This is a genomic window from Pseudomonas sp. 05N36, assembly GCF_056397385.1.
On the sequence record NZ_JBFTNH010000004.1, the window covers coordinates 93398 to 119173 of the forward strand.

The window sequence follows — 25776 nt, forward strand, 5'->3', positions numbered from 1 at the left end:
GAGATCGCAGCCTTCGGCAGCTCCTATACCGATTCGTAGGAGCTGCCGAAGGCTGCGATTTTTTTTGGGTCGAGAGCGCTCAAAACCATATTTGAATTCAATAAGTCCCAATATATGGGAGTGATATTTATATATTGAGATATGTGTGTATCCAGGTTTATAGTCCAGCTCACTCACTGCCAAAAACAAAACAGGTGAAGCGATGCTGGCGCAATTGATCGCGCTCGATTGGGGGACGACGTCCCTTCGTGCGTACAAGCTCGGCCCGAATGGTTGTGTCCTCGATCAGCGCTCGCTGGCGTCGGGGATCATGCAGTTGCCGAAAGCGTCGCGGGTGATTGCCGGCCAGTTGTGCACCGACGGATTTGAACTGGCGTTCGATGAAGCCTGCGGTGACTGGCTCGATGCGCAGCCCGGTCTTCCGGTGATCGCCTGCGGCATGGTCGGCAGTGCACAGGGCTGGCGTGAAGCGGCTTACTGCGATACGCCGGCGAATGTCGCCAACCTCGGCACGTCCCTGCAAACCGTGCGCAGCCTGCGCGATGTTGATGTGCATATCGTGCCCGGTGTGATTGAGCGCTCGCGGCTGCCGAATGTGATGCGTGGCGAAGAGACCCAGGTCCTTGGTGTGCTGCAGAACCTGCCAGCCGGGGCTGGTGACAACCTGTTGATCGGCCTCCCGGGCAGCCATTCGAAATGGGTCGAAGTGGTCGAAGGCTGTATCACTCATTTCGACACGTTCATGACTGGCGAGCTATTCGCAGTGCTCAGCGAGCACAGCATTCTCGGGCGCACGCAACAGCGCGACGCAGCCTTCGACAGCGAGGCCTTTGATCGCGGCGTTCAGGTGGCGTTGTCGGCGGACGGTGAGATCGGCCCGCTGTCGACGCTGTTCAGTGCACGCAGCCTTGGCCTGACCGGCGAGCTCAGTGCCACAGCACAGCCGGACTATTTGTCTGGCCTGTTGATTGGTCATGAGTTGTCCGCGCTGGCAACGGTGCATCGTCATCGCCGCCACAGCGCAAAGCTTCCGTCGATCGTTCTGATCGGCAATGCCCAACTCTGTGCCCGCTATCAACGAGCCCTCGCTACCTGCGGTTTTTCTCATGTGACCTTGGCCGAACAAGCCACCGAACGCGGTTTGTGGCAACTGGCGGTCGCGGCCGGGCTGCTCGGTAAAACTACTTCCGTTCAACCCGACTAGAGGTCTGACATGCTCAAGCAAGCACTGGCGAAAAACGGTCTGATCGCAATCCTTCGCGGTCTGCGCCCGCAAGAGGCGGCGGCCATTGGGGAGGTGTTGTATCAGGCAGGTTTTCGCGTCATTGAAGTGCCACTCAACTCCCCCGAACCGTACGAAAGCATCCGCATCCTGCGCAGCATCTTGCCCGCCGATTGCCTGATCGGCGCCGGTACGGTGTTGACCCCGGAACAGGTCCTGCAAGTGAAGGCGGCCGGCGGTCAGGTGATCGTCATGCCCCACAGTGATCCCAAGGTGTTGCGTGCGGCCAGGGCGGCGGGTTTGTACTTGTCGCCTGGCGTTGCCACGCCGACCGAAGCCTTTGCCGCACTGGCCGAAGGCGCGGATGTCTTGAAGATGTTCCCGGCAGAACAAATGGGCCCGGCGGTGGTCAAGGCCTGGCTGGCGGTGCTGCCGGCCGGGACCGTGCTGCTGCCGGTAGGCGGGATTACTCCAGACAACATGCAGGCGTTTGTCGAGGCGGGCGTCAAAGGCTTTGGCCTGGGTTCCGGGTTGTTCAAGCCGGGACTCACGCCTGAGGAAGTAGCCGTTCGGGCCAGGGCGTATGTCGCGGCCTGGAACGCGCTGCGCTGAGATTTGTCTGGCGCCGCGTGCGCTGCATCCATCAAGACTGCATTAATAAAAAGAGAGCAGAAGATGAAAATCACCAAACTGACGACCTTCATCGTTCCGCCGCGCTGGTGCTTCCTCAAGGTCGAAACCGACGAGGGCGTGACCGGTTGGGGCGAGCCGGTGGTCGAGGGGCGCGCCCATACCGTCGCTGCGGCGGTGGAAGAACTTTCGGATTACTTGATCGGTAAAGACCCGCGCAATATCGAAGATATCTGGACCGTGCTCTATCGCGGCGGTTTCTACCGTGGTGGCGCGATTCACATGAGTGCCCTGGCCGGGATCGATCAGGCGCTGTGGGACATCAAGGGCAAAGCCCTCGGTGTGTCGGTGAGCGATCTGCTGGGCGGTCAGGTTCGCGACAGGATTCGCGTCTATTCGTGGATCGGCGGCGACCGCCCGGCCGACACCGCGAGGGCTGCCAGGGACGCTGTCGAGCGGGGTTTCACCGCGGTGAAAATGAACGGCACCGAAGAGCTGCAATTCGTCGACAGCTTCGAGAAAGTCGATCTGGCGCTGGCCAACGTCGCCGCCGTGCGTGATGCGGTGGGGCCGAATGTCGGCATCGGCGTGGACTTCCATGGCCGGGTCCACAAACCGATGGCCAAGGTGCTGATGAAGGAACTGGACGCCTACAAGCTGATGTTCATCGAAGAGCCGGTGCTCAGCGAAAACTACGAAGCTTTGAAAGAATTGGCGCCGCTGACCAGCACGCCGATTGCGCTGGGCGAGCGGTTGTTTTCCCGTTGGGATTTCAAGCGGGTGCTCAGCGAAGGCTATGTCGACATCATCCAGCCGGATGCCTCTCATGCCGGCGGTATCACCGAAACCCGCAAGATCGCCAACATGGCCGAAGCCTACGACGTGGCGCTGGCGTTGCATTGCCCGTTGGGCCCGATTGCCCTGGCGGCGTGCCTGCAACTGGACGCGGTTTGCTACAACGCGTTTATCCAGGAGCAGAGCCTGGGCATCCATTACAACGAAAGCAATGACCTGCTCGATTACGTCAAGGATCCGCGGGTGTTCGACTATGACCAGGGCTTCGTGAAGATCCCGAACGGCCCGGGCCTGGGCATCGAGATCAACGAGGAATACGTTGCCGAGCGCGCCGCCATCGGCCACCGCTGGCGCAACCCGATCTGGCGCCATGCCGATGGCAGTTTTGCCGAGTGGTGATAGTGGTCTGACCCAACACAGTTCCCCTGTGGAGCGAGCTTGCTCGCGAAGACGGCGGCATGTGCAGCGAGGATGTTCAGGCATACCGCGTCGGCCCAATCGCGAGCAGGCTCGCTCCCACAAGGTATCAACACTAGTCTTTGTATCGCCCTCAATAATCATAAGAAGAGGCACCCCCATGCATCCCGAGACTTTCACCGGGCAGGCGTCGTTGGTGACGCCGAGCCGCAAGCGTTTTTTCATCATGGTCCTGCTGTTCATCACTGTGGTGATCAACTACCTGGACCGCAGCAACCTGTCGATTGCAGCTCCGGCGCTGACCAGCGAACTGGGTATCGATCCGATCCATGTCGGGCTGATCTTCTCGGCGTTCGGCTGGACCTACGCCGCCATGCAGATCCCCGGTGGCTGGCTGGTGGACCGGGTGCCGCCGCGCATCCTCTACAGCGTTGCGCTGCTGCTGTGGTCGGTGGCCACGGTGATGCTCGGTTTCGCCGCCAGCTTCATCGCGCTGTTCGTCTTGCGCATGGCCGTGGGCGCGCTGGAAGCGCCTGCCTATCCGATCAACAGCCGGGTGGTGACCACCTGGTTTCCCGAGCGTGAGCGCGCGACCGCTATCGGCTTCTACACCTCCGGGCAGTTCGTCGGGCTGGCCTTTCTGACGCCCGTATTGGCCTGGCTGCAACATCAATACGGTTGGCACATGGTGTTCGTCAGCACCGGTGTGGTGGGGATTCTCTGGGCGGCCGTCTGGTACGCGGTGTATCGCGAGCCACGGGATTTCAAGGGGGCCAATCTGGCGGAAGTCGAACTCATCCGTAAGGGCGGCGGGCTGGTCGATATCCAGGCCGAGACGGCTCGGCGCAAGGCACCGTTCAGCTGGACGGACCTGGGCACTGTGTTGAGCCAACGCAAGTTGTGGGGCATCTACCTCGGACAGTTCTGCCTCAATTCGACGTTGTGGTTTTTCCTGACCTGGTTTCCGACCTACCTGGTGAAGTATCGCGGCATGGACTTCATCAAGTCCGGCCTGCTGGCGTCGCTGCCGTTTCTGGCGGCGTTCATTGGTGTGCTCTGCTCGGGGTTCTTCTCTGACTGGCTGATTCGCCGCGGCGCGACGATCGGTTTCGCCCGCAAGTTGCCGATCATTGGTGGGTTGCTGATTTCCACCTCGATCATCGGTGCCAACTTTGTCGAGTCGACGCCGTGGGTGATCGCCTTCCTGGCGCTGGCGTTTTTCGGCAACGGGCTGGCTTCGATCAGCTGGTCGCTGGTCTCGACCTTGGCACCGGCACGCTTGTTGGGGCTGACGGGCGGGGTGTTCAACTGCATCGGTAATCTGGCGGCGATCGCCACGCCGATCGTGATCGGCTTTCTCGCCAGCGGCGACTCCTTCGCCCCGGCGATCACCTACATCGCCGCGCTGGCGTTGATTGGCGCACTTTCCTACGTCTTGTTGGTAGGAAAGGTTGAGCGTATCAAGTTGTAGTCCTGAGGGACGGGCGACCATAATGCCGCCCGTTCCCCCGCTCATTGTTGAAGGCTGGATATGCAGGAAGACGCCGCAAAAAACGCCAAGGACGCCGCGCCGACGGGTACCCAGACGCTGCTACGCGGCCTGGGTGTAGTTCAGGCCGTGGCCAGTGGCGCGCGCGACCTCAAGGAAATTGCCCGGCTGATCGGCACCACCCGCAGCACCACCCATCGGCTGGCCAGTTGCCTGGTGGAGGAGCGCTATCTGCGGGTCGTGCCGCAAATCGGTTACTTGCTGGGGCCCAAGCTGATCGAGCTGGGTTTCCAGGCGCGCGAAGCGCTGCCGCTGGTGACCCTGGCCGGTCCGTATCTGGACGAGTTGTCGGCGTTGACCGGCGATACCATTCACCTGGCGATTCGTGAAGACGACGACGTGCTGTACCTGCACAAGAATCCCGGGCGCAATGGTCCGGAAATGCGTTCGCGGGTCGGCCATCGCATGCCCTTGGCGCGCACCGGGATCGGCAAGGCGCTCATGCTCGATGACTCGCCACAGGAGTGGCAGCGCCTGTATCGGATCAGCTTGCCGGTGGGCGGGCAAAACCAGTTATGGCCACAGCGCCCGGAGCCAACCTGGGAGCAATTCCAGCAGCGCATGCTGGAGTACTCGGCGGGCGGCTATGCCTTTGACCTGGAAGACAATGAACCGTCGATCCGCTGTGTCGCGGCGCCGGTACGCGATGCCAGCCGGCGAATCGTCGCCGGGATCAGCATCGCCAGCACCGTACCCTATATGCCGCTGGAGAAAATGGCCGAGCTGATTCCGCTGATCAAGCAGGTCGCCGCCCGGCTTTCCGCCGAGTTGGGGGCCAAGGCCTGAACCGGGCCTGCGTTACAGCGGGGTGAGGACGTTCATCACGGTATCGAGGGCGACACGGGTGTCGTCAAGTTGCACCAGCGAGGCATGCCGGGCACCGAGGGCGTCACGATTCTTGATGGCGGTCAGTATCGCCTTGTGCCGGGGCAGGCTGAGCCTTTGAATGTCGGGGCGCCGGTTGGTGATGCTGATTGACTCGCGCAGCGGCAGCGAAAGCATGTTGCACATGTAGGCGAGCAAGTCGTTGCGGGTCGCGTCGGCGATCGCATGGTGAAAATCCAGGTCCGCCTGCAAGAGGTTCTCGTGGGTCTGAGCCGTTTCCATGGCCTGGTAGGCTTTTTCGATGATCGCGATGTCGGCGTCGGTCGCCGTGGTGGCGGCCATGGCGGCGATTTCCGGCTCAAGGATTCGACGCACGCCCGACAAGGTGTTGAAGAACTCGCTGTGAGGTGTGGACTGCATCAGCCAGGACAGCACGTCGGGATCCAGCAAGTGCCATTTCGAGCGTGGGCGCACCAGCGCGCCGACCCGTGGCTTGGAGTACACCAGCCCCTTGGCGCTCAGCACCCGGGTGGCTTCGCGCAGCACCGAGCGACTGACCTGATAGGTCTCACACAGCGTTGCCTCCTGGGGCAATCGTTCTTCCGGCTTGAGGCGTCCGGAGACAATGTGCATGCCCAGTTCCTGGACGATCTGGGCATGCATGCTCTTGCGTGGCTTGGGGGACTGCTGATCCATGACAGGGGCGCTGCTCTGACGAAATACACGGCATCATAACATCGCTGCCGCCTCAATCAGGCGCTCCTGTACGCCTGAACCGATTCACTATCAGTGTGAATGACGCGGCACCTCGGCACCGCGGCAACCCACCAGAAAGTCGAAGTCGCAGCCCTGGTCCGCCTGTAGCACGTGGTCGATGTACAGCTGGCGATAGCCGCCCACGATCAGTTTCTGTGGCGCTTGCAGGTCGGCCATGCGTGCCGCCAGCTCGGCGTCCGGGATATCCAGGTGCAGACGCCCATTGGCACAATCGAGCTCGATCCAGTCGCCTTCTTTCACGGCGGCCAACGGTCCGCCGGCAGCTGCTTCCGGGGCGACGTGCAAGACCACCGTGCCGTACGCCGTGCCGCTCATGCGCGCGTCGGAAATCCGCACCATGTCGGTGACGCCCTGGGCCAGCAATTTGGCCGGCAAGCCCATGTTGCCTACTTCCGCCATGCCGGGATAACCCTTGGGGCCGCAGTTTTTCATCACCAGGATCGAGTGAGCATCGACGTCCAGCTCCGGGTCGTTGATCCGCGCCTTGTACATGTCGAAGTTCTCGAACACCACCGCACGGCCGCGATGCTGCATCAGTTCGGGGCTGGCGGCGGAAGGCTTGAGCACGGCACCGAGAGGGGCCAGGTTGCCACGCAGCACGCAGATGCCGCCGTCCGCGCGGATCGGGTTGGAGAGGGGGCGGATCACTTCATCCTGGCCGTAGATCGGTGCCTCTCTGGTGTTTTCGCCGATCGACTTGCCATTGACGGTCAAGGCATCGGGATGGGGAATCAGGTTGGCTTCGCCGAGGCGGCGCAGGACGGCCGGCAGGCCCCCGGCATAGTAGAACTCTTCCATCAGGAAACGCCCGGACGGTTGCAGGTCGACAATGGTCGGCATGCCGCGACCGATGCGGGTCCAGTCATCCAGTTCAAGCTCGACGCCGATGCGCCCGGCGATGGCTTTCAAGTGAATCACCGCGTTGGTCGAGCCGCCGATGGCGGCGTTGACGCGAATGGCATTTTCGAAGGCTTGCTTGGTGAGGATCTTCGACAGTTTCAGGTCCTCGCGAACCATCTCCACCGCGCGCATCCCGGACATGTGCGCCAGGACATAACGGCGCGCATCCACCGCCGGAATCGCCGCGTTGTGGGGCAGGGAAGTGCCCAGTGCCTCGGCCATGCAGGCCATCGTGGAGGCGGTGCCCATGGTGTTGCAGGTCCCCGCCGAGCGAGACATGCCGCCCTCGGCCGCCAGGAAGTCGTCGAGGCTGATGGTGCCGGCCTTGACCTGTTCGCTGAGTTGCCACACCACGGTACCCGAGCCGATGTCCTGGCCCTTGTGCTTGCCGTTGAGCATCGGCCCGCCGGTGACGACGATGGCGGGAACGTCGCAACTTGCGGCGCCCATCAGCAGCGCCGGCGTGGTCTTGTCGCAGCCGGTCAGCAGCACCACACCGTCGATCGGGTTGCCGCGAATGGCTTCCTCGACGTCCATGCTCGCCAGGTTTCGGGTGAGCATGGCGGTGGGGCGCAGGTTCGACTCACCGTTGGAGAACACCGGGAACTCCACGGGAAAGCCGCCGGCCTCGATCACCCCGCGTTTGACGTGCTCGGCAATCTGGCGAAAGTGCGCGTTGCACGGGGTCAGCTCCGACCAGGTGTTGCAGATCCCGATGATGGGCTTGCCATGAAACTGATGGTCGGCAATACCCTGGTTCTTCATCCAGCTGCGGTACATGAAGCCGTTCTTGTCGGCGGTACCAAACCACTGGGCGGAGCGCAGGTCGGGTTTTTTATCAGACATGGCTAGATCTCTTATAGTAAGACTATATTGTTCTTTTCTGGCGCTAACATAAGCGTAAATTCTCGGGTTTGGAAGTCTTGTTGAGTAAATAGTAATACTATATAGTCGTTTGCAACTGAGGTATGACCCTGGCGGTTTTCCGCGAGAGGCGTCCCCGAGCTTCCATAAAAACAACAATTGGAGATCGATCCCATGGGTCAGGAGCTGCGACCGATTCGTCGCATCACGCTGAAGCCAAAGCTTTTCCTGAGCCCGCGATCAGGAGAAGGTTCATGCGTTTAGTTCAGTTCGAATTGAGTAACGGCGAGCGCCGGGTCGGCGTGGTCGAGGACGGTCTGGTCCGTGAAGTGCAGTCCGTACGCACGGTGCGCGAGCTGGCGCTGGCCGCCATCGAGACGGGCGTCGATCTGCAGCAGCAGGTCCAGCGCCTCGGTCTGGGGAGGAGTCACGATTATGCGCAATTGCTGGCCGAGCTCAGGATACTGGTGCCGCTGGATCACCCGGACCCGGCGCATATGCTGGTCAGCGGCACCGGTCTGACCCATCTGGGCAGCGCGGCGGCACGGGACAAGATGCATCAGCAGGCCGGTGACGACAGCGCGATGACCGACACCATGCGGATCTTCAAGTGGGGCGTGGAAGGCGGTAAACCCGCTGCCGGTCAGGTCGGTGTGCAACCGGAATGGTTCTACAAGGGCGACGGTAGCACTGTCGTGCGTCCGGGGCAGGCATTCGCGCTGCCGCCATTCGCCGAAGACGCCGGCGAAGAGCCGGAAATCGGCGGCCTGTATGTCATCGGCCACGACGGCAAGCCTTATCGCCTGGGGTTTGCCGTGGGCAACGAGTTCTCCGATCACGTCATGGAGCGCAGGAATTACCTGTACCTGGCCCACTCCAAATTACGCAATTGCAGTTATGGCCCTGAACTGCGGGTCGGTGAACTGCCCCGGCACCTGGCCGGCAGCAGTCGCATTTTGCGTAATGGCGAGGTCGTGTGGCAGAACGAGTTCCTCAGTGGCGAAGCCAATATGTGCCACAGCCTGGAAAACCTTGAATACCACCACTTCAAATACCGTCAGTTCCTGCGACCGGGGGATGTACACATTCACTTCTTCGGCACCGCGACCCTGTCTTTCGCAGACGGTATCCGTACGCAGCCGGGCGATGTGTTCGAAATCAGCCAGGCGGAGTTCGGCGCGCCCTTGATCAACGGTATCGCCAGCGACGACGCGGAGCTGGCCCCCGGTCAAGTAGGCACACTTTAAGGAGACAGGCATGACTCGGATTCTTGGTCACAACTACATCGGCGGCCGGCGCAGTGCGACTGGCACCGTGACCCTGCAGAGCTTCGACGCGCAGACTGGCGAAGCATTGCCCCATGCTTTCCACCAGGCGACGGCGCAGGAGGTCGATGCCGCCGCCAATGCTGCCGCGACGGCCTATCCGGCCTATCGAGCCTTGAGTGCGCAGCGTCGCGCGTATTTCCTGGCGTCAGTGGCCGATGAACTGGATGCGCTGGACGATGAGTTCATCGCCCTGGTTTGCCGTGAAACCGCGCTGCCCGTTGCCCGCATCCAGGGCGAGCGCAAGCGTACCAGTGGCCAGATGCGCCTGTTCGCCGACGTGCTGCGTCGTGGCGATTTCTACGGGGCGCGCATCGATCGGGCGCTGCCTGATCGCCAACCGTTACCGCGCCCGGATCTGCGTCAGTACCGCATCGGCCTGGGGCCGGTGGCGGTGTTTGGCGCGAGCAATTTTCCGCTGGCGTTTTCCACTGCCGGCGGCGACACGGCGGCGGCGCTGGCGGCCGGCTGTCCGGTGGTCTTCAAGGCGCACAGCGGGCACATGGCGACCGCCGAACGGGTCGCCGATGCGATCATCCGGGCGGCCGAGGCAAACGGAATGCCCGCCGGCGTATTCAACATGATCTATGGCGCCGGGGTCGGTGAGGCGTTGGTCAAGCATCCGGCAATCCAGGCGGTCGGTTTCACCGGCTCGCTCAAGGGCGGTCGAGCGCTGTGCGATATGGCGGCGGCACGCCCGCAACCGATCCCGGTGTTCGCCGAGATGTCGAGCATCAACCCGGTGATCGTATTACCCCAGGCGCTGCAAGCGCGGGCAGATACCATCGCCCGTGACCTGACCGCCTCGGTGGTGCAAGGCTGCGGTCAGTTCTGTACCAACCCGGGCCTGGTGATCGGCATCGGTTCACCGCAGTTCACTGCGTTCACTCGGCAGGTCGCGCAACTGATCGGCGACCAGCCCGCCCAGACCATGCTCAACACCGGCACCTTGAGCAGTTATGGCAAAGGCTTGCAAAGGCTCCTTGCGCACCCTGGCATCGAGCACCTGGCCGGCCATCCACAAGCKGGTAATCAGGCGCAGCCACAGTTGTTCAAGGCTGATGCGAGTTTGCTGGTCAATGGCGATGAAGTGCTGCAGGAAGAAGTGTTCGGTCCAACCACCGTGTTTGTTGAAGTGGCCGATCAGGCGCAACTCAGCGCCGCATTGCACGGGCTGCACGGCCAACTGACGGCGACGATCATTGGCGAAACCGCGGACTTCGCGCAGTTCAGCGAGCTGACGCCGTTACTGGAGCAGAAGGTCGGTCGCATCCTGCTCAACGGTTATCCGACCGGTGTCGAGGTCTGTGATTCGATGGTGCATGGCGGGCCTTTTCCGGCGACCTCGGATGCCCGTGGCACGTCAGTGGGGACCCTGGCCATCGACCGTTTCCTGCGCCCGGTGTGCTTTCAAAACTACCCCGACAGTTTGCTCCCGGACGCCTTGAAAAATGCCAACCCGTTGCGCATTCAACGTCTGGTGGATGGACAGCCATCGCGTGACCGGCTGTAACGCGAGCAAGCTCGTCAGCGCCCGAAAAACAGTAACGATCCAGGAGGCTTCATGGTGTGGACCGCAGTGACCGAACACCGTGCGCAACTGGGCGAGGGTCCGTTTTGGGACGCGCCCGGCCAGGCCCTGTATTGGGTCGATATTGCCGGCCAACAGGCATTACGCCTGAGTGGTGAAAACCTGCAGGTCTGGCAATTGCCGGAGCCTGTGTCGGCGTTCATTCCCTGCGAAAGCGGCGATGCGTTGGTGACCCTGAGCAGCGGCGTGTATCGCCTTGACCTGAGCTCCACGCAAGCGGCGCCGCGCCTGACCTTGCTCTGCGTCGCCGATTCGCAACCGGGCAATCGTCCCAACGAGGCCCGTTGCGATGCCGGCGGCAGGCTCTGGCTGGGCACCATGCAGAACAACATCGGGGAGCAGGGCAAAGACCTGCCGGTCCTGCGGCGTTCCGGTGGCTTGTTCCGTATCGACGCCGATGCGCGAGTCACGCCGCTACTGCGCGGCCTGGGTATTCCCAATACCTTGCTCTGGAGTGAGGACGCCACGCAGGTGTATTTGGGCGACAGCCTGGACGGCACGCTGTATCGGTATTCGATCGGTATCGACGGCCAGCTCGATCCGCCCCGGAAGTGGTTCGGGCCGCACCCGCGCGGCGTCCCGGACGGCTCGGCCATGGACGCCGAAGGCTATCTCTGGAACGCCCGCTGGGACGGCGGTTGCCTGCTCAGGTTGGCGCCCGACGGCGAGGTCGACCGCGTGATCGAGCTCCCCGTCAGCCGACCCACCAGTTGCGTGTTCGGTGGCAAGGATCTGCGAACCTTGTACATCACCAGCGCCGCAAGCCCGCTCAATCATCCGCTGGACGGGGCGGTGCTGGCCATTGAGGTCGATATCGCCGGGAAAATCTGTCACCGATTTGCAGGATAAATTTCAAGCATCAGGCTGCACTGGTTCACAGCTCGCACTCACAACAAAAACAAGGAGTCATCTTATGAATCGTCGTCATCGTGTAATCCGTTCCCTGTGCAGTATCGCCCTGGCGGCATCGGCCGTCAGCATGAGCAGCCTGTTGCTGGCCGCCGCCGAGCCCGCGAAGATCGGGTTTCTGGTCAAGCAAGCGGAGGAGCCCTGGTTCCAGACCGAATGGGCTTTCGCTGAAAAGGCCGGTAAGGACAAGGGCTTTACCGTGATCAAAATCGCCGTGCCGGATGGCGAGAAAACCCTCTCGGCCATCGACAGCCTCGCCGCCAACGGCGCCAAGGGCTTCGTGATTTGCGCGCCGGATGTGTCCCTGGGCCCGGCGATCGTGRCCAGGGCCAAGGCCAATGATTTGAAAGTGATTGCGGTGGATGACCGCTTCGTCGATGCCGGCGGCAAGTTCATGGAGGACGTGCCCTACCTCGGCATGGCCGCCTTCGAAGTGGGCCAGCAGCAGGGCGCCGCCATGGCTGGCGAAGCGAAGAAGCGCGGTTGGGACTGGAAAGACACCTACGCGGTGATCACTACCTACAACGAACTCGACACCGGCAAGAAACGTATCGATGGGTCAGTCAAATCCCTTGAAGAGGCCGGCCTGCCGAAAGACCACATCCTGTTTGCGCCACTCAAGACCCTCGACGTGCCGGGCAGCATGGACGCCACCAACTCGGCACTGGTGAAGCTGCCGGGTACGGCGAAAAAACTGATCGTCGGCGGCATGAACGACAACAGCGTACTGGGCGCCGTGCGCGCCACCGAAAGCGCCGGTTTTGCCGCCGCCAATGTCATTGGTATCGGTATCAATGGTACCGACGCCATCGGCGAATTGAAGAAGCCCAACAGTGGCTTCTTCGGCTCGATGCTGCCCAGTCCGCACCTTGAGGGTTACAACACCGCGAGCATGATGTTCGAGTGGGTCACCACCGGCAAGGAACCCGCGAAATACACCGCGATGGACAAGGTGACACTGATCACGCGCGACAACTTCAAGCAGGAACTGGAAAAGATCGGTCTGTGGAACTGAGGTCGGTTGTTTTCCTCGGCGGCCTTGGTGACAAGGCTGCCTGATCGGTGTGATGAGGTGGTTATGCATGCGCAATTGAACAAACAACAGCACAGTGCCAGCGGCAGTCTGTGCTTCAACGGTATTGGCAAAACCTTTCCCGGGGTCAAGGCGCTGGACGCTATCAGCTTTACTGCCCACCCGGGGCGGGTGCATGCCCTGATGGGCGAAAACGGCGCAGGCAAGTCGACCTTGCTCAAAGTCCTCGGCGGTGCCTACAGCCCCAGCAGCGGAAGCCTGCAGATCGGCGAGCAGACGATGGTCTTCAAGTGCGCCGCCGACAGCATTGCCTGCGGGGTGGCGGTCATCCACCAGGAGTTGCACCTGGTGCCGGAAATGACCGTGGCGGAAAATCTGTTTCTCGGGCATTTGCCGACCCGTTTCGGTGTGATCAACCGCCGTGCGTTGCGCGAGCAGGCACTGGCCTGTCTCAAGGGCCTGGCCGATGAAATCGATCCGCTGGAAAAGCTCGGCCGTCTGTCCCTGGGGCAACGGCAGTTGGTGGAGATCGCCAAGGCGTTGTCCCGTGGCGCCCATGTGATTGCCTTCGACGAACCCACCAGCAGCCTGTCGGCCCGGGAAATCGAGCGCTTGATGGCGATCATCGGACGCCTGCGGGATGAGGGCAAAGTGGTGCTGTACGTTTCCCATCGCATGGAGGAAGTGTTCCGTATCTGCGATGCGGTGACCGTGTTCAAGGACGGTCGTTACGTGCGCACGTTCGAGGACATGAGCGAGCTGACCCACGATCAGTTGGTCACCTGCATGGTCGGTCGCGACATTCAGGACATCTACGACTACCGCCCTCGTCAACGGGGCGAGGTGGCGCTCAAGGTCGATGGTCTGTTGGGGCCTGGCTTGCGCTCTGCGGTGAGTTTCGAGGCGTATCAAGGCGAGATTCTCGGCCTGTTCGGGCTGGTCGGTGCCGGGCGCACCGAGCTGCTGCGCCTGCTTGGTGGTCTTGAGCGCAGTACGGCCGGAAGCCTGCAGTTGTGCGGTGAGGAACTGAAGCTGCGCTCGCCGCGCGATGCCATTGCCGCCGGGGTCCTGCTGTGTCCCGAGGACCGCAAGAAAGAGGGCATCGTGCCGCTTGCAAGCGTTGCCGAGAACATCAACATCAGCGCACGCGGTGCTCATTCCCGGTTTGGCTGGCTGTTGCACGACAGTTGGGAGAAGAGCAACGCCGAGAAGCAGATCAAGGCGTTGAAAGTGAAAACGCCCCATGCGGCGCAGAAAATCATGTACCTGTCGGGGGGCAATCAGCAGAAGGCCATCCTGGGTCGCTGGCTATCGATGCCGATGAAGGTGCTGCTGCTCGACGAACCGACGCGCGGTATCGATATCGGCGCGAAAGCCGAGATTTACCAGATTATCCATAACCTGGCCGCCAGCGGGATTGCGGTGATCGTCGTGTCCAGCGACCTGATGGAAGTGATGGGCGTCTCCGACCGCGTCCTGGTGCTTTGCGAAGGCGTGATGCGCGGCGAGAAGAGCCGCGAACAGGCCAATGAATCCAACTTGCTGCAACTGGCCTTGCCGCGCCAACGCGCTGACGGCCAGGTGAACTGAGAGGTGACTATGACAACCCAAAACAACGCGTTGCCGACGACGCACAAACCCCTGGATGTGCGCGCTCTGCTCGATAATTGGGCGATGCTGTTGGCGGCGCTGGGGATCTTTGTGCTCTGCACCCTGCTCATCGACAACTTCCTCTCGCCCCTGAACATGCGCGGTCTGGGGCTGGCGATTTCCACCACGGGCATCGCCGCGTGCACCATGTTGTATTGCCTGGCGTCCGGGCATTTCGACTTGTCGGTGGGCTCGGTGATTGCCTGTGCCGGGGTCGTTGCCGCGGTGGTGATGCGCGACACCGACAGCGTGTTGCTCGGTATCGGCGCGGCGCTGCTGCTGGGGCTGCTGGTCGGGCTGATCAACGGGATCGTGATTGCCAAGCTGCGGATCAACGCGCTGATCACCACGTTGGCGACCATGCAAATCGTGCGTGGCCTGGCCTATATCTTTGCCAACGGCAAGGCCGTCGGCGTGTCCCAGGATCAGTTCTTCATCTATGGCAATGGCCAGTTGTTCGGCGTGCCGGTGCCGATCCTGATCACCATCGGCTGTTTCCTGTTTTTTGGTTGGCTGCTCAATTACACCACCTACGGGCGCAACACCATGGCCATTGGCGGCAACCAGGAAGCGGCGCTGCTGGCCGGGGTCAATGTCGACCGGACCAAGATCATCATCTTCGCCGTGCACGGGGTCATCGGTGCCTTGGCCGGGGTGATCCTGGCTTCGCGCATGACCTCCGGCCAGCCAATGATCGGCCAGGGTTTCGAATTGACGGTGATTTCCGCCTGCGTGCTGGGTGGGGTGTCGTTGAGCGGCGGGATCGGCATGATTCGGCACGTGATTGCCGGGGTGTTGATTCTGGCGATCATCGAGAATGCGATGAACCTGAAAAACATCGACACGTTTTACCAGTACGTGATTCGGGGTTCCATCCTGCTGCTGGCCGTGGTGATCGACCGCATGAAACAACGCTGATCGCTGTTGTTCAATGTAGGAGATGTCGAGCTTCGCCTAAGCTCGACAGCTCCTGCAAGGCGAGGTTCCGGGTCAGGTTCAGTCGGCCGAGAACTTCAGGACGGTGTTCTGGGCATACGTCTGGCCTGGATCCAGCCGTGTGCTGGGGAAGCCCGGCTGGTTCGGCGAGTCGGGGTAGTGCTGGGTTTCCAGGGTGAATGCGCTCCAGTGTCCGTAGGCCTTGCCAGCCTTGCCCTTGACCGAGCCGTCGAGGAAGTTGCTGGTGTAGAACTGCACCCCGGGTTCGCTGGTGTAGAGCTGCAAGCGACGGCCGGATTGCGGGTCGCGCACATCGGCGGCGAGTTGGCTGACATCACCCTTGGCATCCAGGACCCAGTTGAAGTCAAAACCGCCTTGTTTAGGCTCGGCGAATTTGAGTTGCGGATGATCATCCTTGATGCGCTGGCCGATGGCGGTCGGTTGCCGAAAGTCCATCGGTGTGCCGGCTACCGGGGCCAGTTCACCGGTTGGAATCAAGGTGCCGTTGACCGGTGTGTAATGGCTGGCGTGCAAGGTGGCGAGCTGTTTGAGCACGTCACCGTTACCGGCCCCGGCGAGGTTGAAGTAACTGTGGTTGGTGAGGTTCAGCACCGTGGGTTTGTCGGTGGAGGCCTTGTACTCGATGCGCAGCTCGTTATGGTCGTTGAGGCTGTAGGTGACCTCGACCTTCAGGTTGCCGGGAAAGCCCATCTCACCGTCTGGCGACAGGTAGCTCAAGGTCACACCGACCGAGTCCTTGCTGTTGAGCGGTTGTGCTTTCCAGACGCGCTTGTCGAAACCCAGCGCACCACCGTGCAGCGAGTTGGGGCCATCGTTGAGCGGCATCTGGTAACGCTTGCCGTCCAGTTCGAAGGCACCCTGAGCCAGGCGATTGCCGTAGCGTCCGATGGTCGCGCCGAAGAATGCCTTGCCGCTCTGATAACCCTGGACATCGTCAAAGCCCAGTACCACGTCTTCGAACTTGCCGTTCTTGTCCGGCACTTTCAACGATTGCAAGACGCCGCCGTAGGTAATGACCGTGGCTTGCATGCCATGGCTGTTGCGCAATACATATTGCTCGATGGCGGTTCCATCATGGGTCTTGCCAAACGCCTTGTGTTCGCTGGACAGGCCACCGGCCTGGACGCCGAGGCTGGCCATCATCAGGGAAAGGCCGAGGCCGGAAAGCAGGTGTCGGGATTGCGGCATGGTTGAACGTCCTTTTGTTGTTTTGAGTTTAATAGTTCTACTAATTAGCGATATTTTGTCGAAACAGCAGTAAATTTATAGTCTGAAAGACTGAATTTTCAATATAAAGTAAGACTAATTTGGTGGCTGGCGAAGATGATCCATGAGTGCCCGAGCGCACCTTGAGTCCCGCTGCTTGAATCGAAGTGCCTACTGTGGAGTAACCGTCATATGACTAATGAAACGGGCGCCGGCGTGCCGGCCGTGTACACCGACCTCAAAGATAAAACCGTATTGATTTCCGGCGGTGCCTCGGGGATCGGTGAAGCCATGGTTTGCGCTTTTGCCCGGCAGGGAGCAAAGGTTGCGTTCGTGGACATGGCCAAAAGCCAAGGTGAGCAGTTGGCGGCCCAGTTGTTGGCTGAGGGCCATAGGGTCGGGTTCGCTCACTGTGATATCACTGACGAGAGCGCTTATAAGGAGGCGATTGGACGCTTTGCGCAGACCCTGGGGCCTGTGAATGTCCTGGTGAACAATGCCGCCAATGATGTCAGGCACACCTTGGATGAAGTTGACTCGGAGACTTTCGACAAACTGATTTCCGTCAATTTGAAGCATGCTTTTTTTGCCGCCCGGGCGGTGGTCCCCATGATGAAGGCCGCCGGGGAGGGCGCGATCATCAATCTGGGCTCCATTGGCTGGATGATGGCCTCCAGTGGATACCCGGTCTACGCGGCCAGTAAAGCGGCAACCCACGGCATGACCAGGGCGTTGGCACGGGAGTTGGGGCCATGGCGCATCAGGGTCAACACCCTGGTTCCAGGATGGGTGATGACAGAAAAGCAGCTCGCGTTCTGGGTTGACGATGCCGCCAGGGAGTTGATTAGCCGCAGCCAATGCCTGCCGGGTAACGTGGAACCTTTCCATATCGCAAACATGGCGCTTTTCCTGGCCTCCGAGGCGTCTTCCATGTGTTCGGCGCAAAACTTCATCGTCGATGGTGGTTGGGTCTAGGCGTTTGGGGCAGCCTCAAAAAAGCACCAGCACCGTGCCGTACATGCCGCTGGAAAAATGGCCGAGCTGATCCCCTGGTCAAAGGGGGCACGGCTCGGCTGTCGGGGGAGCTCGGCTTGAAGGGCTAGGCCGCTAAAGTCTGTTCAGACTTTCAAGGTCGCCATGTCGATGACGAAGCGGTACTTCACGTCACCGGCGATCATGCGGCTGTAAGCCTCGTTGATCTGGCGGATGTCGAGCATTTCGATGTCGCAGGTGATGTTGTGCTCGGCGCAGAAATCCAGCACTTCCTGGGTTTCTGCGATACCGCCGATCAACGAACCGGCCAGCACCCCACAACCCAACACCAGTTTGGCGGCGTGGACTTTGAGCGTAATCCGGTTCAGGCGCTGCTACAGAGGGCGGTGTCGTTTGCTCCAGGCAACAAAAAGGCCCCCGTTCGGGAGCCTTGATGTTCAAGTCTACGACTTACATGTTCGGGTAAGTCGGGCCGCCAGAACCTTCCGGGGTTACCCAGGTGATGTTCTGCGCAGGGTCCTTGATGTCACAGGTCTTGCAGTGCACACAGTTCTGGGCATTGATCTGGAAGCGCTTCTCGCCGTCTTCCTTGGTGATTACTTCATATACGCCAGCCGGGCAGTAACGCTGAGCAGGCTCATCGTACAGCGGCAGGTTCTTGCTGATCGGGATGCTCGCGTCGGCCAGCTTAAGGTGGCAAGGCTGTTCTTCTTCGTGGTTGGTACCGGAGATGAACACCGAGCTGAGCTTGTCGAAGCTGAGTTTGCCGTCCGGTTTCGGGTAGTCGATCTTCTTGCTGTCGGCAGCCAGCTTGAGGCAAGCGTAGTCCGGCTTGGTATCGTGCAAGGTGAACGGCAGTTTGCCACCGAAGATGTTCTGGTCGAGCCAGTTGAAACCACCGCCGACGATAGCGCCGTACTTGTGGATCGCCGGGCCGAAGTTGCGGCTGGCGAACAGTTCTTCGTAGAGCCAGCTGGCTTTGAACGATTCAACGTAGCTGTTCAGTTCATCAGCGCCTTCGGAACCTGCGAACAGGGCGTCGGCCACGGCGTCAGCGGCGAGCATGCCGGACTTCATCGCGGTGTGGCTGCCTTTGATCTTGGCGAAGTTCAGGGTGCCGAGGTCGCAACCGATCAGTGCGCCGCCCTTGAAGACCATCTTCGGCAGCGAATTCAGGCCACCTTTGCAGATGGCGCGGGCGCCATAGCTGATGCGCTTGCCGCCTTCCAGGTACTGCTTGAGCACCGGGTGATGCTTGAGGCGCTGGAACTCGTCGAACGGCGACAGGTAAGTGTTGCTGTAGGACAGGTCGACGATCAGGCCGACTACAACCTGGTTGTTTTCCAGGTGATAGAGGAACGAGCCACCGGTGTTTTCGGTGCCCATGATGTCCAGCGGCCAACCGGCGGTGTGTACCACCAGGCCTGGCTGATGCTTGGCCGGATCGATTTCCCAGATTTCTTTCAGGCCAATGCCGTAGTGCTGGGCGTCGGCATCGGTGTCGAGGTTGAAGCGCTTGATCAGTTGCTTGCCGATGTGGCCACGGCAGCCTTCGGCGAACAGCGTGTACTTGCCACGCAGCTCCATGCCTGGGGTGTACAGGCCTTCTTTCGGATTACCTTCACGGTCAACGCCCAGGTCGCCGGTGATGATCCCGCGAACCACGCCGTTTTCGTCGAACAGTGCTTCCTGAGCGGCGAAGCCCGGGTAGATCTCTACGCCCAGGTTCTCGGCCTGCTGGGCCAGCCAGCGGCACAGGTTGCCCAGGGAGATGATGTAGTTGCCTTCGTTGTGCATGGTCTTGGGCACAAAGAGGTCTGGAATCTTGATCGCGCCATCGGCGTTCTTCAGAACGAAGATGTCATCGCGAGTGACCGGAGTGTTCAGCGGTGCGCCGAGTTCTTTCCAGTCCGGGAACAGTTCGTTCAGCGCCCGAGGTTCGAACACCGCGCCAGACAGAATGTGAGCGCCGACTTCGGAGCCTTTTTCGACCACGCAGACGCTAATTTCCTTACCGGCTTCGGCGGCCTTCTGCTTCAATCGGCAGGCGGCGGAAAGACCAGCGGGGCCGGCACCGACGATGACCACGTCGAATTCCATGTATTCGCGTTCCACAGGTTATCTCCTACTCAAGGCTCAACAGTTTTTTTTCTAATTGGAGGTTTGGTGTCGCATCCATGAATCCCTGCACAACGCTGGGAGAGGACAATCGATGAGCCACCTTTCTCTCTAGGCGGCGCATTATATCTACACCACTCTTAGCGTCCAATACAAACGTTTGTTTGAATTTGCTCCAGCCCAGAGAAATCAAAGAAGCGCGGCTTATGACTGGCCATTTTGGCGTATTGACCGGAATAGGTGTTCCGGTCAAGATACGGGCGGTTTTGCGCTCGCCGTAGGCTGACTGTTGGTTTCAAGAGCATCTCTAAAAACAGGGCGAAGGCAGTACAAGGTGACGCGCAGCGCAAGTTTGGCGCGAAGTTTACACGTCGCGACACAGAATGACTCGTTAGTCACCACTGACGAACGGTCATCACGCTTCGTGAGCTGGGTCACCATTACAAATGCCGGCGTTTTTAGAGGTGCCCTTGTGCCCGATGAGCATCAACCGCCAGGTTCGCCTAGGCGACTTTCTTTTCACCGGAGAGTAACGAGGAATCCATGAAGGTTCTTGTAGCTGTCAAACGAGTGGTCGACTATAACGTCAAGGTTCGCGTCAAAGCGGACAACTCCGGCGTCGATCTCGCTAACGTCAAGATGTCGATGAACCCTTTCTGCGAAATCGCAGTGGAAGAAGCCGTACGCCTGAAAGAGAAAGGTGTTGCGACTGAAATCGTCGTCGTCTCCATCGGCCCGTCCTCCGCTCAAGAGCAACTGCGCACCGCGCTGGCTCTGGGTGCCGACCGCGCCATCCTCGTCGAATCCGCCGAAGACCTGACTTCCCTGGCCGTTGCCAAGCTGCTCAAGGCTGTTGTCGACAAGGAACAGCCTTCGTTGGTGATCCTTGGCAAACAAGCCATCGACAGCGACAACAACCAGACTGGCCAGATGCTCGCTGCACTGAGCGGTTACGGTCAGGGCACGTTCGCTTCGAAAGTCGAAGTCACTGGCGACAAAGTTGCCGTGACCCGCGAAATCGACGGCGGCGCACAGACGGTTTCGCTGAAACTGCCGGCCATCGTCACCACCGACCTGCGTTTGAACGAGCCGCGTTATGCGTCCCTGCCAAACATCATGAAAGCCAAGAAGAAGCCGCTTGAAGTGCTGACTCCTGACGCTTTGGGCGTTTCCACCGCCTCTACCAACAAAACCCTGAAAGTCGAAGCGCCGGCTGCACGCAGCGCAGGCATCAAGGTCAAGTCGGTGGCTGAACTGGTCGAGAAACTGAAAAACGAAGCGAAGGTAATCTGATCATGACTATCTTGGTAATCGCCGAACACGACAACAAAGTAGTGGCCCCAGCCACGCTGAACACCGTGGCGGCTGCCGCCAAAATCGGTGGTGACATCCACGTTCTGGTTGCCGGTCAGGGCGTTGGCGCTGTAGCTGAAGCGGCCGCGAAAATCGCTGGCGTGGCCAAAGTGCTGGTCGCCGACAACGCTGCCTACGCACACCAACTGCCAGAAAACGTTGCACCGCTGGTAGCAGAGTTGGGCAAGGGCTACAGCCACATCCTGGCTGCTGCCACCTCCAACGGTAAAAACATCCTGCCGCGCGTTGCCGCTCAGCTGGACGTTGACCAGATCTCCGAGATCATCTCGGTTGAAAGCGCTGACACCTTCAAGCGCCCAATCTATGCCGGCAACGCCATCGCTACCGTTCAGTCCAACGCTTCGGTAAAAGTCATCACCGTGCGTGCTACCGGTTTCGACCCGGTTGCAGCCGAAGGTGGTTCGGCTGCCGTTGAAGCAGTTGCGGCTGCTCACGACGCTGGCACTTCCAGCTTCGTTGGCGAAGAACTGGCCAAGTCCGATCGTCCGGAACTGACCGCTGCCAAGATCGTCGTTTCCGGCGGTCGCGGCATGCAGAACGGCGACAACTTCAAGCACCTGTACGCCCTGGCCGACAAGCTGGGCGCTGCTGTTGGCGCTTCCCGCGCCGCGGTCGACGCAGGTTTCGTACCGAACGACATGCAGGTCGGTCAGACCGGCAAGATCGTTGCACCGCAGCTGTACATCGCCGTCGGTATCTCCGGCGCGATCCAGCACCTGGCCGGCATGAAAGACTCCAAAGTGATCGTTGCGATCAACAAGGACGAAGAAGCGCCGATCTTCCAGGTGGCCGATTACGGCCTGGTGGCGGACTTGTTCGAAGCCATCCCCGAGTTTGAGAAGCTGGTCTAATCCAGCGGCTTGACTTATAAAGAGCCCGGCCTTTTGGCCGGGCTTTTTATTGTCTGCGATTTGAGTGTGGGGAAATACGCCATGGATTTGCGTCGCTTGAGCGGCTTGTGGGGGCTGCTGAGCCTGCTGGCTTTGCCCTCGCTGTCAGTCGCTGCGGGCAAATGCGAGCGTCTGGTGGTGACCGGCAGCCCCGATGCACCACCGTATCTGTGGCGAGACCCGCAAGACCCGACACACTTGATCGGTACCAGCGCCGACTTGTTGCAGCAGATGGCGGGGGAGTTGGGGATCAAGGTCGAGTTGCTGTACGCCGGCAATCGATCTCAAACGCTGGATGAAGTGCGCAGCGGGCGTATCGACATGCTGGCCGACGCGCCTCTGATGGACAATCAACTCGAATCACTGGACTACATCCAGCCGCCGTTGCTGGAAAACGACTATCTGGTCTGGACCCGCAAGGGCTCGGCATTGGTCTACAACGCGGCGCAGGATTTGCGTGGGCATGTCGGCGCCGTCTCGGCAAAGGCTCGTTTGACACAACCGTTCGAGGCGTACGCACAAGAGCAATTGACCTTGATGAGCCTGCCGAACCTGACACAGGCTTTTCAGAAGTTGCTACTGGGTGAGGCGGACTATGTGCTCGCCGGGCGTTATACCGGGATGGCCATGGCACAGACATTGGGTATGGCCAACGATGTGCAGGCGTATCCGCAGCCGATCGACCGACCGGGGCTGTTCCTCGCCATTTCCCGCAACTCTGCCTGCAACGATCCATGGTTACGCGGACAGTTGTCGAAAAAGATGACAGAATTGCCCGCGTCCGGCCTGACGGAGGCCGTGCTGCAGCGCAATCTGGAGCGCTGGAAAGCACACATGCAGCAACCCGTCAGCACCCCAAAACAGTAGGGATTTTTAGTGACTCTTCGACCTCTTTTCGCTGCCATGGCCGTTATGGTTCTGGCGGGTTGTGCTGCCGATCCGGCGCCGAATGAACAATTGCGTTTGACCGAACGGGCCCTGGAACAGGCCGCCGCTGTCGGGGCAACGACTGAAGACGTGCCTGAACTGAAACTTGCTGAAGGCAAGTTCGCTCAGGCTAAGGCCGACATGACCACTCAAGCGTTCAAGGATGCGCGCATGCAAGCCGAACAGGCAGAGCTGGACGCGCGTCTGGCCGAGGCCAAGGTGCTGACAGTGAAGAGTCAGGAAAAACTGAACGTGCTCAACACCCGCATCACTCGTCTGCGCAAGCAATTGGGAGATGCCCAATGAGCCTGAAAAACACCATTCTGGGTGGTTTGCTGCTGGTGGGTTGCGCAGGGCTAGCTGGCTGCGCAGGTCAACACAGCGCAGCGGCTTTGCAACAAGCCAGCGCTGACTTTCAGAAGGTCAAGGAAGATTCGAATGTGCTGCGCATCGCGCCCAAGGACGTGATTCGGGCGGGTGAGTCCCTTGCCCGGGCTGATCGCCTGTCGACCTACTGGGGCAGCGGCCCGGATGTTAAGCATTACGCTTACCTGAGTCAGCGTTACAGCGCAATTGCCCGTCAGCACACCGAGCAAGCGCTGAATGACGAACGTGGGGCCAAGCTTGAGCTGGAGCGTCAGCGCCTGCAGTTGGCGTTGCGCGAGAACAAACTGCTCAGCGTGCAACAACAGGGTAAATGGCTGGAAGAGCAAATCATCAACCTGGCGACGACCCAGACTGATCGCGGTCTGGTCATGACCCTGGGGGATGTACTGTTCGACACCGGTGAGGCCGAGCTGAAAAACTCGGCAAATCGCACCGTATTGAAAATTGTCCAGTTCCTGCAGCTCAACCCCAAGCGCGTAGTGCGTATCGAAGGTTATGCCGACAGCACCGGCGGCAAGCAGGACAATCTCAATCTGTCTCGCGATCGCGCCCAGTCGGTGGCGGACATGCTGATCGATCTGGGGATCGAAGATAAGCGCATTCAAGTCGAAGGCTATGGCGATGAATACCCGGTAGAGGCCAACGCTTCCGAGCGGGGGCGTGCGCAGAACCGTCGGGTCGAAATTGTGTTCTCCGACGAAAAAGGCCAGCTCGGCGCTGCCCGCTAAGGTCAGCGTTACTGGAAAACCCGGCCCCTCAGCGGTGCCGGGTTTTTTTATACCTGCGAAATGGCCCGCAAAACAGTACAGTTTTTGCTGTCACTGCACTGTACGGTCGACTATTGTGGTAACTGTCCCAGTACACTTCTAAACTGTTCCGGTAATGTTTCACACAAGAATAAAATGCCCGTGAAATCGAGTGCTGCGTCATGACCAATCTCTTGCTCTATCAACGTATCGCTCAGCAATTGGCTGAGGATATCCGGCGTGGTGTCTATCAGCCCGGCGAGCGCGTGCCTTCAGTGCGCAAGATGAGCTCGCAGCTCAATGTCAGCCACGCGACGGTGCTTCAGGCGTATGCCAACCTCGAAGACCAGGGGCTGATTCGTGCACGCCCGCAGTCGGGTTACTACGTCCACCAGACCCCGGCACTGACCGCGCCGACGCCGGATATCGCGCGTGTCGAACGCCCCGGCCTGGTCACGCGCAGCAGTATCATTCAGCAAGTGTTGGTCGAGTCGCGTCGCGAAGGGGTGTTCCCGCTGGGCGCGGCGGTGCCCAGTGTCGACTATCTGCCGGTACGGGCACTGCACCAGCAATTGGCCAAGGTCACGCGGTTCCACAGCCCGCGGGCGTTCAGTTACATGTTCAGCCCGGGTTTTGAGCCGTTGCGTCGCCAGGTGGCGATCCGCATGCGAGATGCCGGTGTAGTGGTCGACCCATCGGAAGTGGTCATCACCCATGGTTGCGTCGATGCGCTGCAAATGTCGTTGCGCGTCCTGACGCGTCCCGGCGATCTGATCGCGGCTGAGTCGCCGACTTACTACGGCTTGTTGCAGCTCGCCGATTTGTTGGGTTTGAAAGTCATCGAGATCCCCAGTGACCCGGCGACGGGCATGAGCCTGGAAGCCTTGCAACTGGCAGCCAACCAGTGGTCGATCAAGGCGTTGGTGCTGACCACGCGCCTGAGCAACCCGCTGGGCGGCACCATGCCGGAAGAGCGGCAAAAACAGCTGCTGCGTCTGGCTTCGGACTTCGATATCCAGATTGTCGAAGACGATATCTACGGCGAATTGATGTTCGAGCAAGGCCGCACCAAATCGCTGAAAGCCTATGACCGACTGGATCGGGTCATCTATTGCTCCAGTTTCTCCAAGACCCTGTCACCCGGCGTACGCATCGGCTGGATGATTGCGGGCAAGTACCAGCAGGAAATCCAGCGCCTGCAGACCTTCAGCACCCATTCGGCGTGCAGCGTGACGCAGATGGGGATTGCGGCCTATCTGGAAAACGGCGGTTATGATCGCCATTTGCGCTACATCCGCCAGGAGTACCGCAAGAACCTCAGCGCTTTTCAGTTGGCGGTGCAGCAGTACTTCCCCGAGGGAACGCAGATAACCCGGCCCACAGGCGGCTTCATTCTGTGGGTCAGCCTGCCGGGGCGGGTCAATACGCAGGAACTGCATGTACGTGCGCTGCAGCAGGGCATCAGCATCGCGCCGGGGCTGATTTTCAGTAACACCGAGCAATTCAATCACTGCATTCGCTTGAACTGCGGCACACCGTGGAATCGTGAAGCAGAGCGGGCGCTGATGACGCTCGGGATGCTGGCCACTCAACTTTGTCAGGAGACGGCAAGCGGTTTTTGACGCATACCGGGGGCTGGATTGCTATGCGAGCTTGTCAGGGACCTTGCAACAAGCGAGCATATGGCCCTC

The 25776-nt window shown here is 60.3% G+C and carries 22 protein-coding genes and 1 pseudogene; 18 read left to right on the plus strand and 5 right to left on the minus strand.

Annotated elements, in window-relative coordinates:
- Window positions 1-202: 202 nt before the first annotated feature.
- The 5 genes from AC1DIH_RS07100 (at window position 203) to AC1DIH_RS07120 (ending at window position 5399) form a co-directional block, all read left to right on the plus strand.
- Complete coding sequence (locus AC1DIH_RS07100) at window positions 203-1204, plus strand: 2-dehydro-3-deoxygalactonokinase (protein ID WP_477771149.1); 1002 nt, start codon at window positions 203-205, stop codon at window positions 1202-1204.
- A 9-nt stretch (window positions 1205-1213) separates the two neighbouring features.
- Window positions 1214-1834 carry a 2-dehydro-3-deoxy-6-phosphogalactonate aldolase gene (locus tag AC1DIH_RS07105; RefSeq protein ID WP_427528438.1) on the plus strand — a complete coding sequence of 207 codons (621 nt, stop codon included), beginning with the start codon at window positions 1214-1216 and terminating at the stop codon, window positions 1832-1834.
- Window positions 1835-1897: 63 nt separating this feature from the next.
- The gene (gene dgoD / locus AC1DIH_RS07110) at window positions 1898-3046 is read left to right on the plus strand and encodes a galactonate dehydratase (RefSeq protein ID WP_427528436.1); all 1149 of its coding nucleotides are present in this window, start codon (window positions 1898-1900) and stop codon (window positions 3044-3046) included.
- Window positions 3047-3224: 178 nt separating this feature from the next.
- The gene (locus AC1DIH_RS07115) at window positions 3225-4535 is read left to right on the plus strand and encodes an MFS transporter (RefSeq protein WP_477771150.1); all 1311 of its coding nucleotides are present in this window, start codon (window positions 3225-3227) and stop codon (window positions 4533-4535) included.
- A gap of 60 nt (window positions 4536-4595) precedes the next feature.
- Window positions 4596-5399: an IclR family transcriptional regulator gene (locus tag AC1DIH_RS07120; RefSeq protein ID WP_477771151.1), complete on the plus strand. Its 804-nt coding sequence runs from the start codon at window positions 4596-4598 to the stop codon at window positions 5397-5399.
- Window positions 5400-5411: 12 nt separating this feature from the next.
- Here AC1DIH_RS07120 and AC1DIH_RS07125 read toward each other — a convergent pair whose 3' ends face one another.
- Together AC1DIH_RS07125 and AC1DIH_RS07130 are read right to left on the minus strand one after the other, a co-directional pair.
- A complete protein-coding gene (locus AC1DIH_RS07125) occupies window positions 5412-6134 on the minus strand; it encodes a FadR/GntR family transcriptional regulator (RefSeq protein ID WP_477771152.1) in 723 nt (240 codons plus the stop codon).
- 90 nt (window positions 6135-6224) lie between these two features.
- Window positions 6225-7961, minus strand: a complete 1737-nt coding sequence (locus tag AC1DIH_RS07130) for an IlvD/Edd family dehydratase (RefSeq protein ID WP_477771153.1) — start codon at window positions 7959-7961, stop codon at window positions 6225-6227.
- Between the two features lie 272 nt (window positions 7962-8233).
- On the opposite strand from AC1DIH_RS07130, the gene araD1 reads away from it, so the two are divergent.
- The 6 genes from araD1 to araH all read left to right on the plus strand — a co-directional run bounded on the left by araD1 (window position 8234) and on the right by araH (window position 15405).
- Window positions 8234-9226 (plus strand): AraD1 family protein, encoded by a 993-nt coding sequence (araD1, locus tag AC1DIH_RS07135; protein ID WP_477771154.1) that lies wholly within the window; start codon window positions 8234-8236, stop codon window positions 9224-9226.
- A gap of 10 nt (window positions 9227-9236) precedes the next feature.
- Window positions 9237-10817 carry an aldehyde dehydrogenase (NADP(+)) gene (locus tag AC1DIH_RS07140; protein WP_477771155.1) on the plus strand — a complete coding sequence of 527 codons (1581 nt, stop codon included), beginning with the start codon at window positions 9237-9239 and terminating at the stop codon, window positions 10815-10817.
- 51 nt (window positions 10818-10868) lie between these two features.
- Entirely contained in the window at window positions 10869-11744 is an 876-nt protein-coding gene (locus tag AC1DIH_RS07145) for an SMP-30/gluconolactonase/LRE family protein (protein WP_477771156.1), read from the plus strand.
- Between the two features lie 64 nt (window positions 11745-11808).
- Window positions 11809-12819 (plus strand): substrate-binding domain-containing protein, encoded by a 1011-nt coding sequence (locus AC1DIH_RS07150; protein ID WP_477771157.1) that lies wholly within the window; start codon window positions 11809-11811, stop codon window positions 12817-12819.
- Between the two features lie 63 nt (window positions 12820-12882).
- The gene (gene araG / locus AC1DIH_RS07155; RefSeq protein WP_477771158.1) at window positions 12883-14427 is read left to right on the plus strand and encodes an L-arabinose ABC transporter ATP-binding protein AraG; all 1545 of its coding nucleotides are present in this window, start codon (window positions 12883-12885) and stop codon (window positions 14425-14427) included.
- A gap of 9 nt (window positions 14428-14436) precedes the next feature.
- Window positions 14437-15405, plus strand: coding sequence for an L-arabinose ABC transporter permease AraH (araH, locus tag AC1DIH_RS07160; RefSeq protein WP_123583067.1), 969 nt, complete (start codon window positions 14437-14439; stop codon window positions 15403-15405).
- A gap of 78 nt (window positions 15406-15483) precedes the next feature.
- On the opposite strand, the gene AC1DIH_RS07165 is transcribed toward araH, so the two are convergent.
- Entirely contained in the window at window positions 15484-16632 is a 1149-nt protein-coding gene (locus tag AC1DIH_RS07165; protein WP_477771159.1) for an aldose epimerase family protein, read from the minus strand.
- A 210-nt stretch (window positions 16633-16842) separates the two neighbouring features.
- On the opposite strand from AC1DIH_RS07165, the gene AC1DIH_RS07170 reads away from it, so the two are divergent.
- Window positions 16843-17625: an SDR family NAD(P)-dependent oxidoreductase gene (locus AC1DIH_RS07170; RefSeq protein WP_477771160.1), complete on the plus strand. Its 783-nt coding sequence runs from the start codon at window positions 16843-16845 to the stop codon at window positions 17623-17625.
- Between the two features lie 143 nt (window positions 17626-17768).
- Here the strand turns inward: AC1DIH_RS07170 and AC1DIH_RS07175 are convergent.
- Window positions 17769-17990: pseudogene (locus AC1DIH_RS07175) on the minus strand (NAD(P)-dependent alcohol dehydrogenase); the annotation flags it as partial.
- Window positions 17991-18093: 103 nt separating this feature from the next.
- Window positions 18094-19758 carry an electron transfer flavoprotein-ubiquinone oxidoreductase gene (locus AC1DIH_RS07180; RefSeq protein WP_103317628.1) on the minus strand — a complete coding sequence of 555 codons (1665 nt, stop codon included), beginning with the start codon at window positions 19756-19758 and terminating at the stop codon, window positions 18094-18096.
- Between the two features lie 546 nt (window positions 19759-20304).
- On the opposite strand from AC1DIH_RS07180, the gene AC1DIH_RS07185 reads away from it, so the two are divergent.
- The 6 genes from AC1DIH_RS07185 to AC1DIH_RS07210 all read left to right on the plus strand — a co-directional run bounded on the left by AC1DIH_RS07185 (window position 20305) and on the right by AC1DIH_RS07210 (window position 25707).
- Entirely contained in the window at window positions 20305-21054 is a 750-nt protein-coding gene (locus tag AC1DIH_RS07185) for an electron transfer flavoprotein subunit beta/FixA family protein (protein ID WP_477771161.1), read from the plus strand.
- Between the two features lie 2 nt (window positions 21055-21056).
- Window positions 21057-21986, plus strand: a complete 930-nt coding sequence (locus tag AC1DIH_RS07190; protein WP_477768316.1) for an electron transfer flavoprotein subunit alpha/FixB family protein — start codon at window positions 21057-21059, stop codon at window positions 21984-21986.
- Between the two features lie 81 nt (window positions 21987-22067).
- The gene (locus AC1DIH_RS07195) at window positions 22068-22892 is read left to right on the plus strand and encodes a substrate-binding periplasmic protein (RefSeq protein ID WP_477771162.1); all 825 of its coding nucleotides are present in this window, start codon (window positions 22068-22070) and stop codon (window positions 22890-22892) included.
- A gap of 9 nt (window positions 22893-22901) precedes the next feature.
- A complete protein-coding gene (locus AC1DIH_RS07200; protein WP_477771163.1) occupies window positions 22902-23258 on the plus strand; it encodes a DUF4398 domain-containing protein in 357 nt (118 codons plus the stop codon).
- On the plus strand, window positions 23255-24067 hold the full coding sequence (locus tag AC1DIH_RS07205) for an OmpA family protein (RefSeq protein ID WP_477771164.1): 813 nt from the start codon (window positions 23255-23257) through the stop codon (window positions 24065-24067). The genes AC1DIH_RS07200 and AC1DIH_RS07205 overlap by 4 nt, the downstream gene beginning before the upstream one ends.
- A gap of 200 nt (window positions 24068-24267) precedes the next feature.
- A complete protein-coding gene (locus AC1DIH_RS07210) occupies window positions 24268-25707 on the plus strand; it encodes an aminotransferase-like domain-containing protein (RefSeq protein WP_145015431.1) in 1440 nt (479 codons plus the stop codon).
- Window positions 25708-25776: the final 69 nt, after the last annotated feature.

What these genes read in the sequence shown, in the direction of transcription:
- AC1DIH_RS07100 (WP_477771149.1), top strand. Translation starts at nt 203, where the DNA reads ATGCTGGCGCAATTGATCGCGCTCGATTGGGGGACGACGTCCCTTCGT.
- AC1DIH_RS07105 (WP_427528438.1), top strand. Translation starts at nt 1,214, where the DNA reads ATGCTCAAGCAAGCACTGGCGAAAAACGGTCTGATCGCAATCCTTCGC.
- dgoD (WP_427528436.1), top strand. Translation starts at nt 1,898, where the DNA reads ATGAAAATCACCAAACTGACGACCTTCATCGTTCCGCCGCGCTGGTGC.
- AC1DIH_RS07115 (WP_477771150.1), top strand. Translation starts at nt 3,225, where the DNA reads ATGCATCCCGAGACTTTCACCGGGCAGGCGTCGTTGGTGACGCCGAGC.
- AC1DIH_RS07120 (WP_477771151.1), top strand. Translation starts at nt 4,596, where the DNA reads ATGCAGGAAGACGCCGCAAAAAACGCCAAGGACGCCGCGCCGACGGGT.
- AC1DIH_RS07125 (WP_477771152.1), bottom strand. Translation starts at nt 6,134, where the DNA reads ATGGATCAGCAGTCCCCCAAGCCACGCAAGAGCATGCATGCCCAGATC.
- AC1DIH_RS07130 (WP_477771153.1), bottom strand. Translation starts at nt 7,961, where the DNA reads ATGTCTGATAAAAAACCCGACCTGCGCTCCGCCCAGTGGTTTGGTACC.
- araD1 (WP_477771154.1), top strand. Translation starts at nt 8,234, where the DNA reads ATGCGTTTAGTTCAGTTCGAATTGAGTAACGGCGAGCGCCGGGTCGGC.
- AC1DIH_RS07145 (WP_477771156.1), top strand. Translation starts at nt 10,869, where the DNA reads ATGGTGTGGACCGCAGTGACCGAACACCGTGCGCAACTGGGCGAGGGT.
- araG (WP_477771158.1), top strand. Translation starts at nt 12,883, where the DNA reads ATGCATGCGCAATTGAACAAACAACAGCACAGTGCCAGCGGCAGTCTG.
- araH (WP_123583067.1), top strand. Translation starts at nt 14,437, where the DNA reads ATGACAACCCAAAACAACGCGTTGCCGACGACGCACAAACCCCTGGAT.
- AC1DIH_RS07165 (WP_477771159.1), bottom strand. Translation starts at nt 16,632, where the DNA reads ATGCCGCAATCCCGACACCTGCTTTCCGGCCTCGGCCTTTCCCTGATG.
- AC1DIH_RS07170 (WP_477771160.1), top strand. Translation starts at nt 16,843, where the DNA reads ATGACTAATGAAACGGGCGCCGGCGTGCCGGCCGTGTACACCGACCTC.
- AC1DIH_RS07185 (WP_477771161.1), top strand. Translation starts at nt 20,305, where the DNA reads ATGAAGGTTCTTGTAGCTGTCAAACGAGTGGTCGACTATAACGTCAAG.
- AC1DIH_RS07190 (WP_477768316.1), top strand. Translation starts at nt 21,057, where the DNA reads ATGACTATCTTGGTAATCGCCGAACACGACAACAAAGTAGTGGCCCCA.
- AC1DIH_RS07195 (WP_477771162.1), top strand. Translation starts at nt 22,068, where the DNA reads ATGGATTTGCGTCGCTTGAGCGGCTTGTGGGGGCTGCTGAGCCTGCTG.
- AC1DIH_RS07205 (WP_477771164.1), top strand. Translation starts at nt 23,255, where the DNA reads ATGAGCCTGAAAAACACCATTCTGGGTGGTTTGCTGCTGGTGGGTTGC.
- AC1DIH_RS07210 (WP_145015431.1), top strand. Translation starts at nt 24,268, where the DNA reads ATGACCAATCTCTTGCTCTATCAACGTATCGCTCAGCAATTGGCTGAG.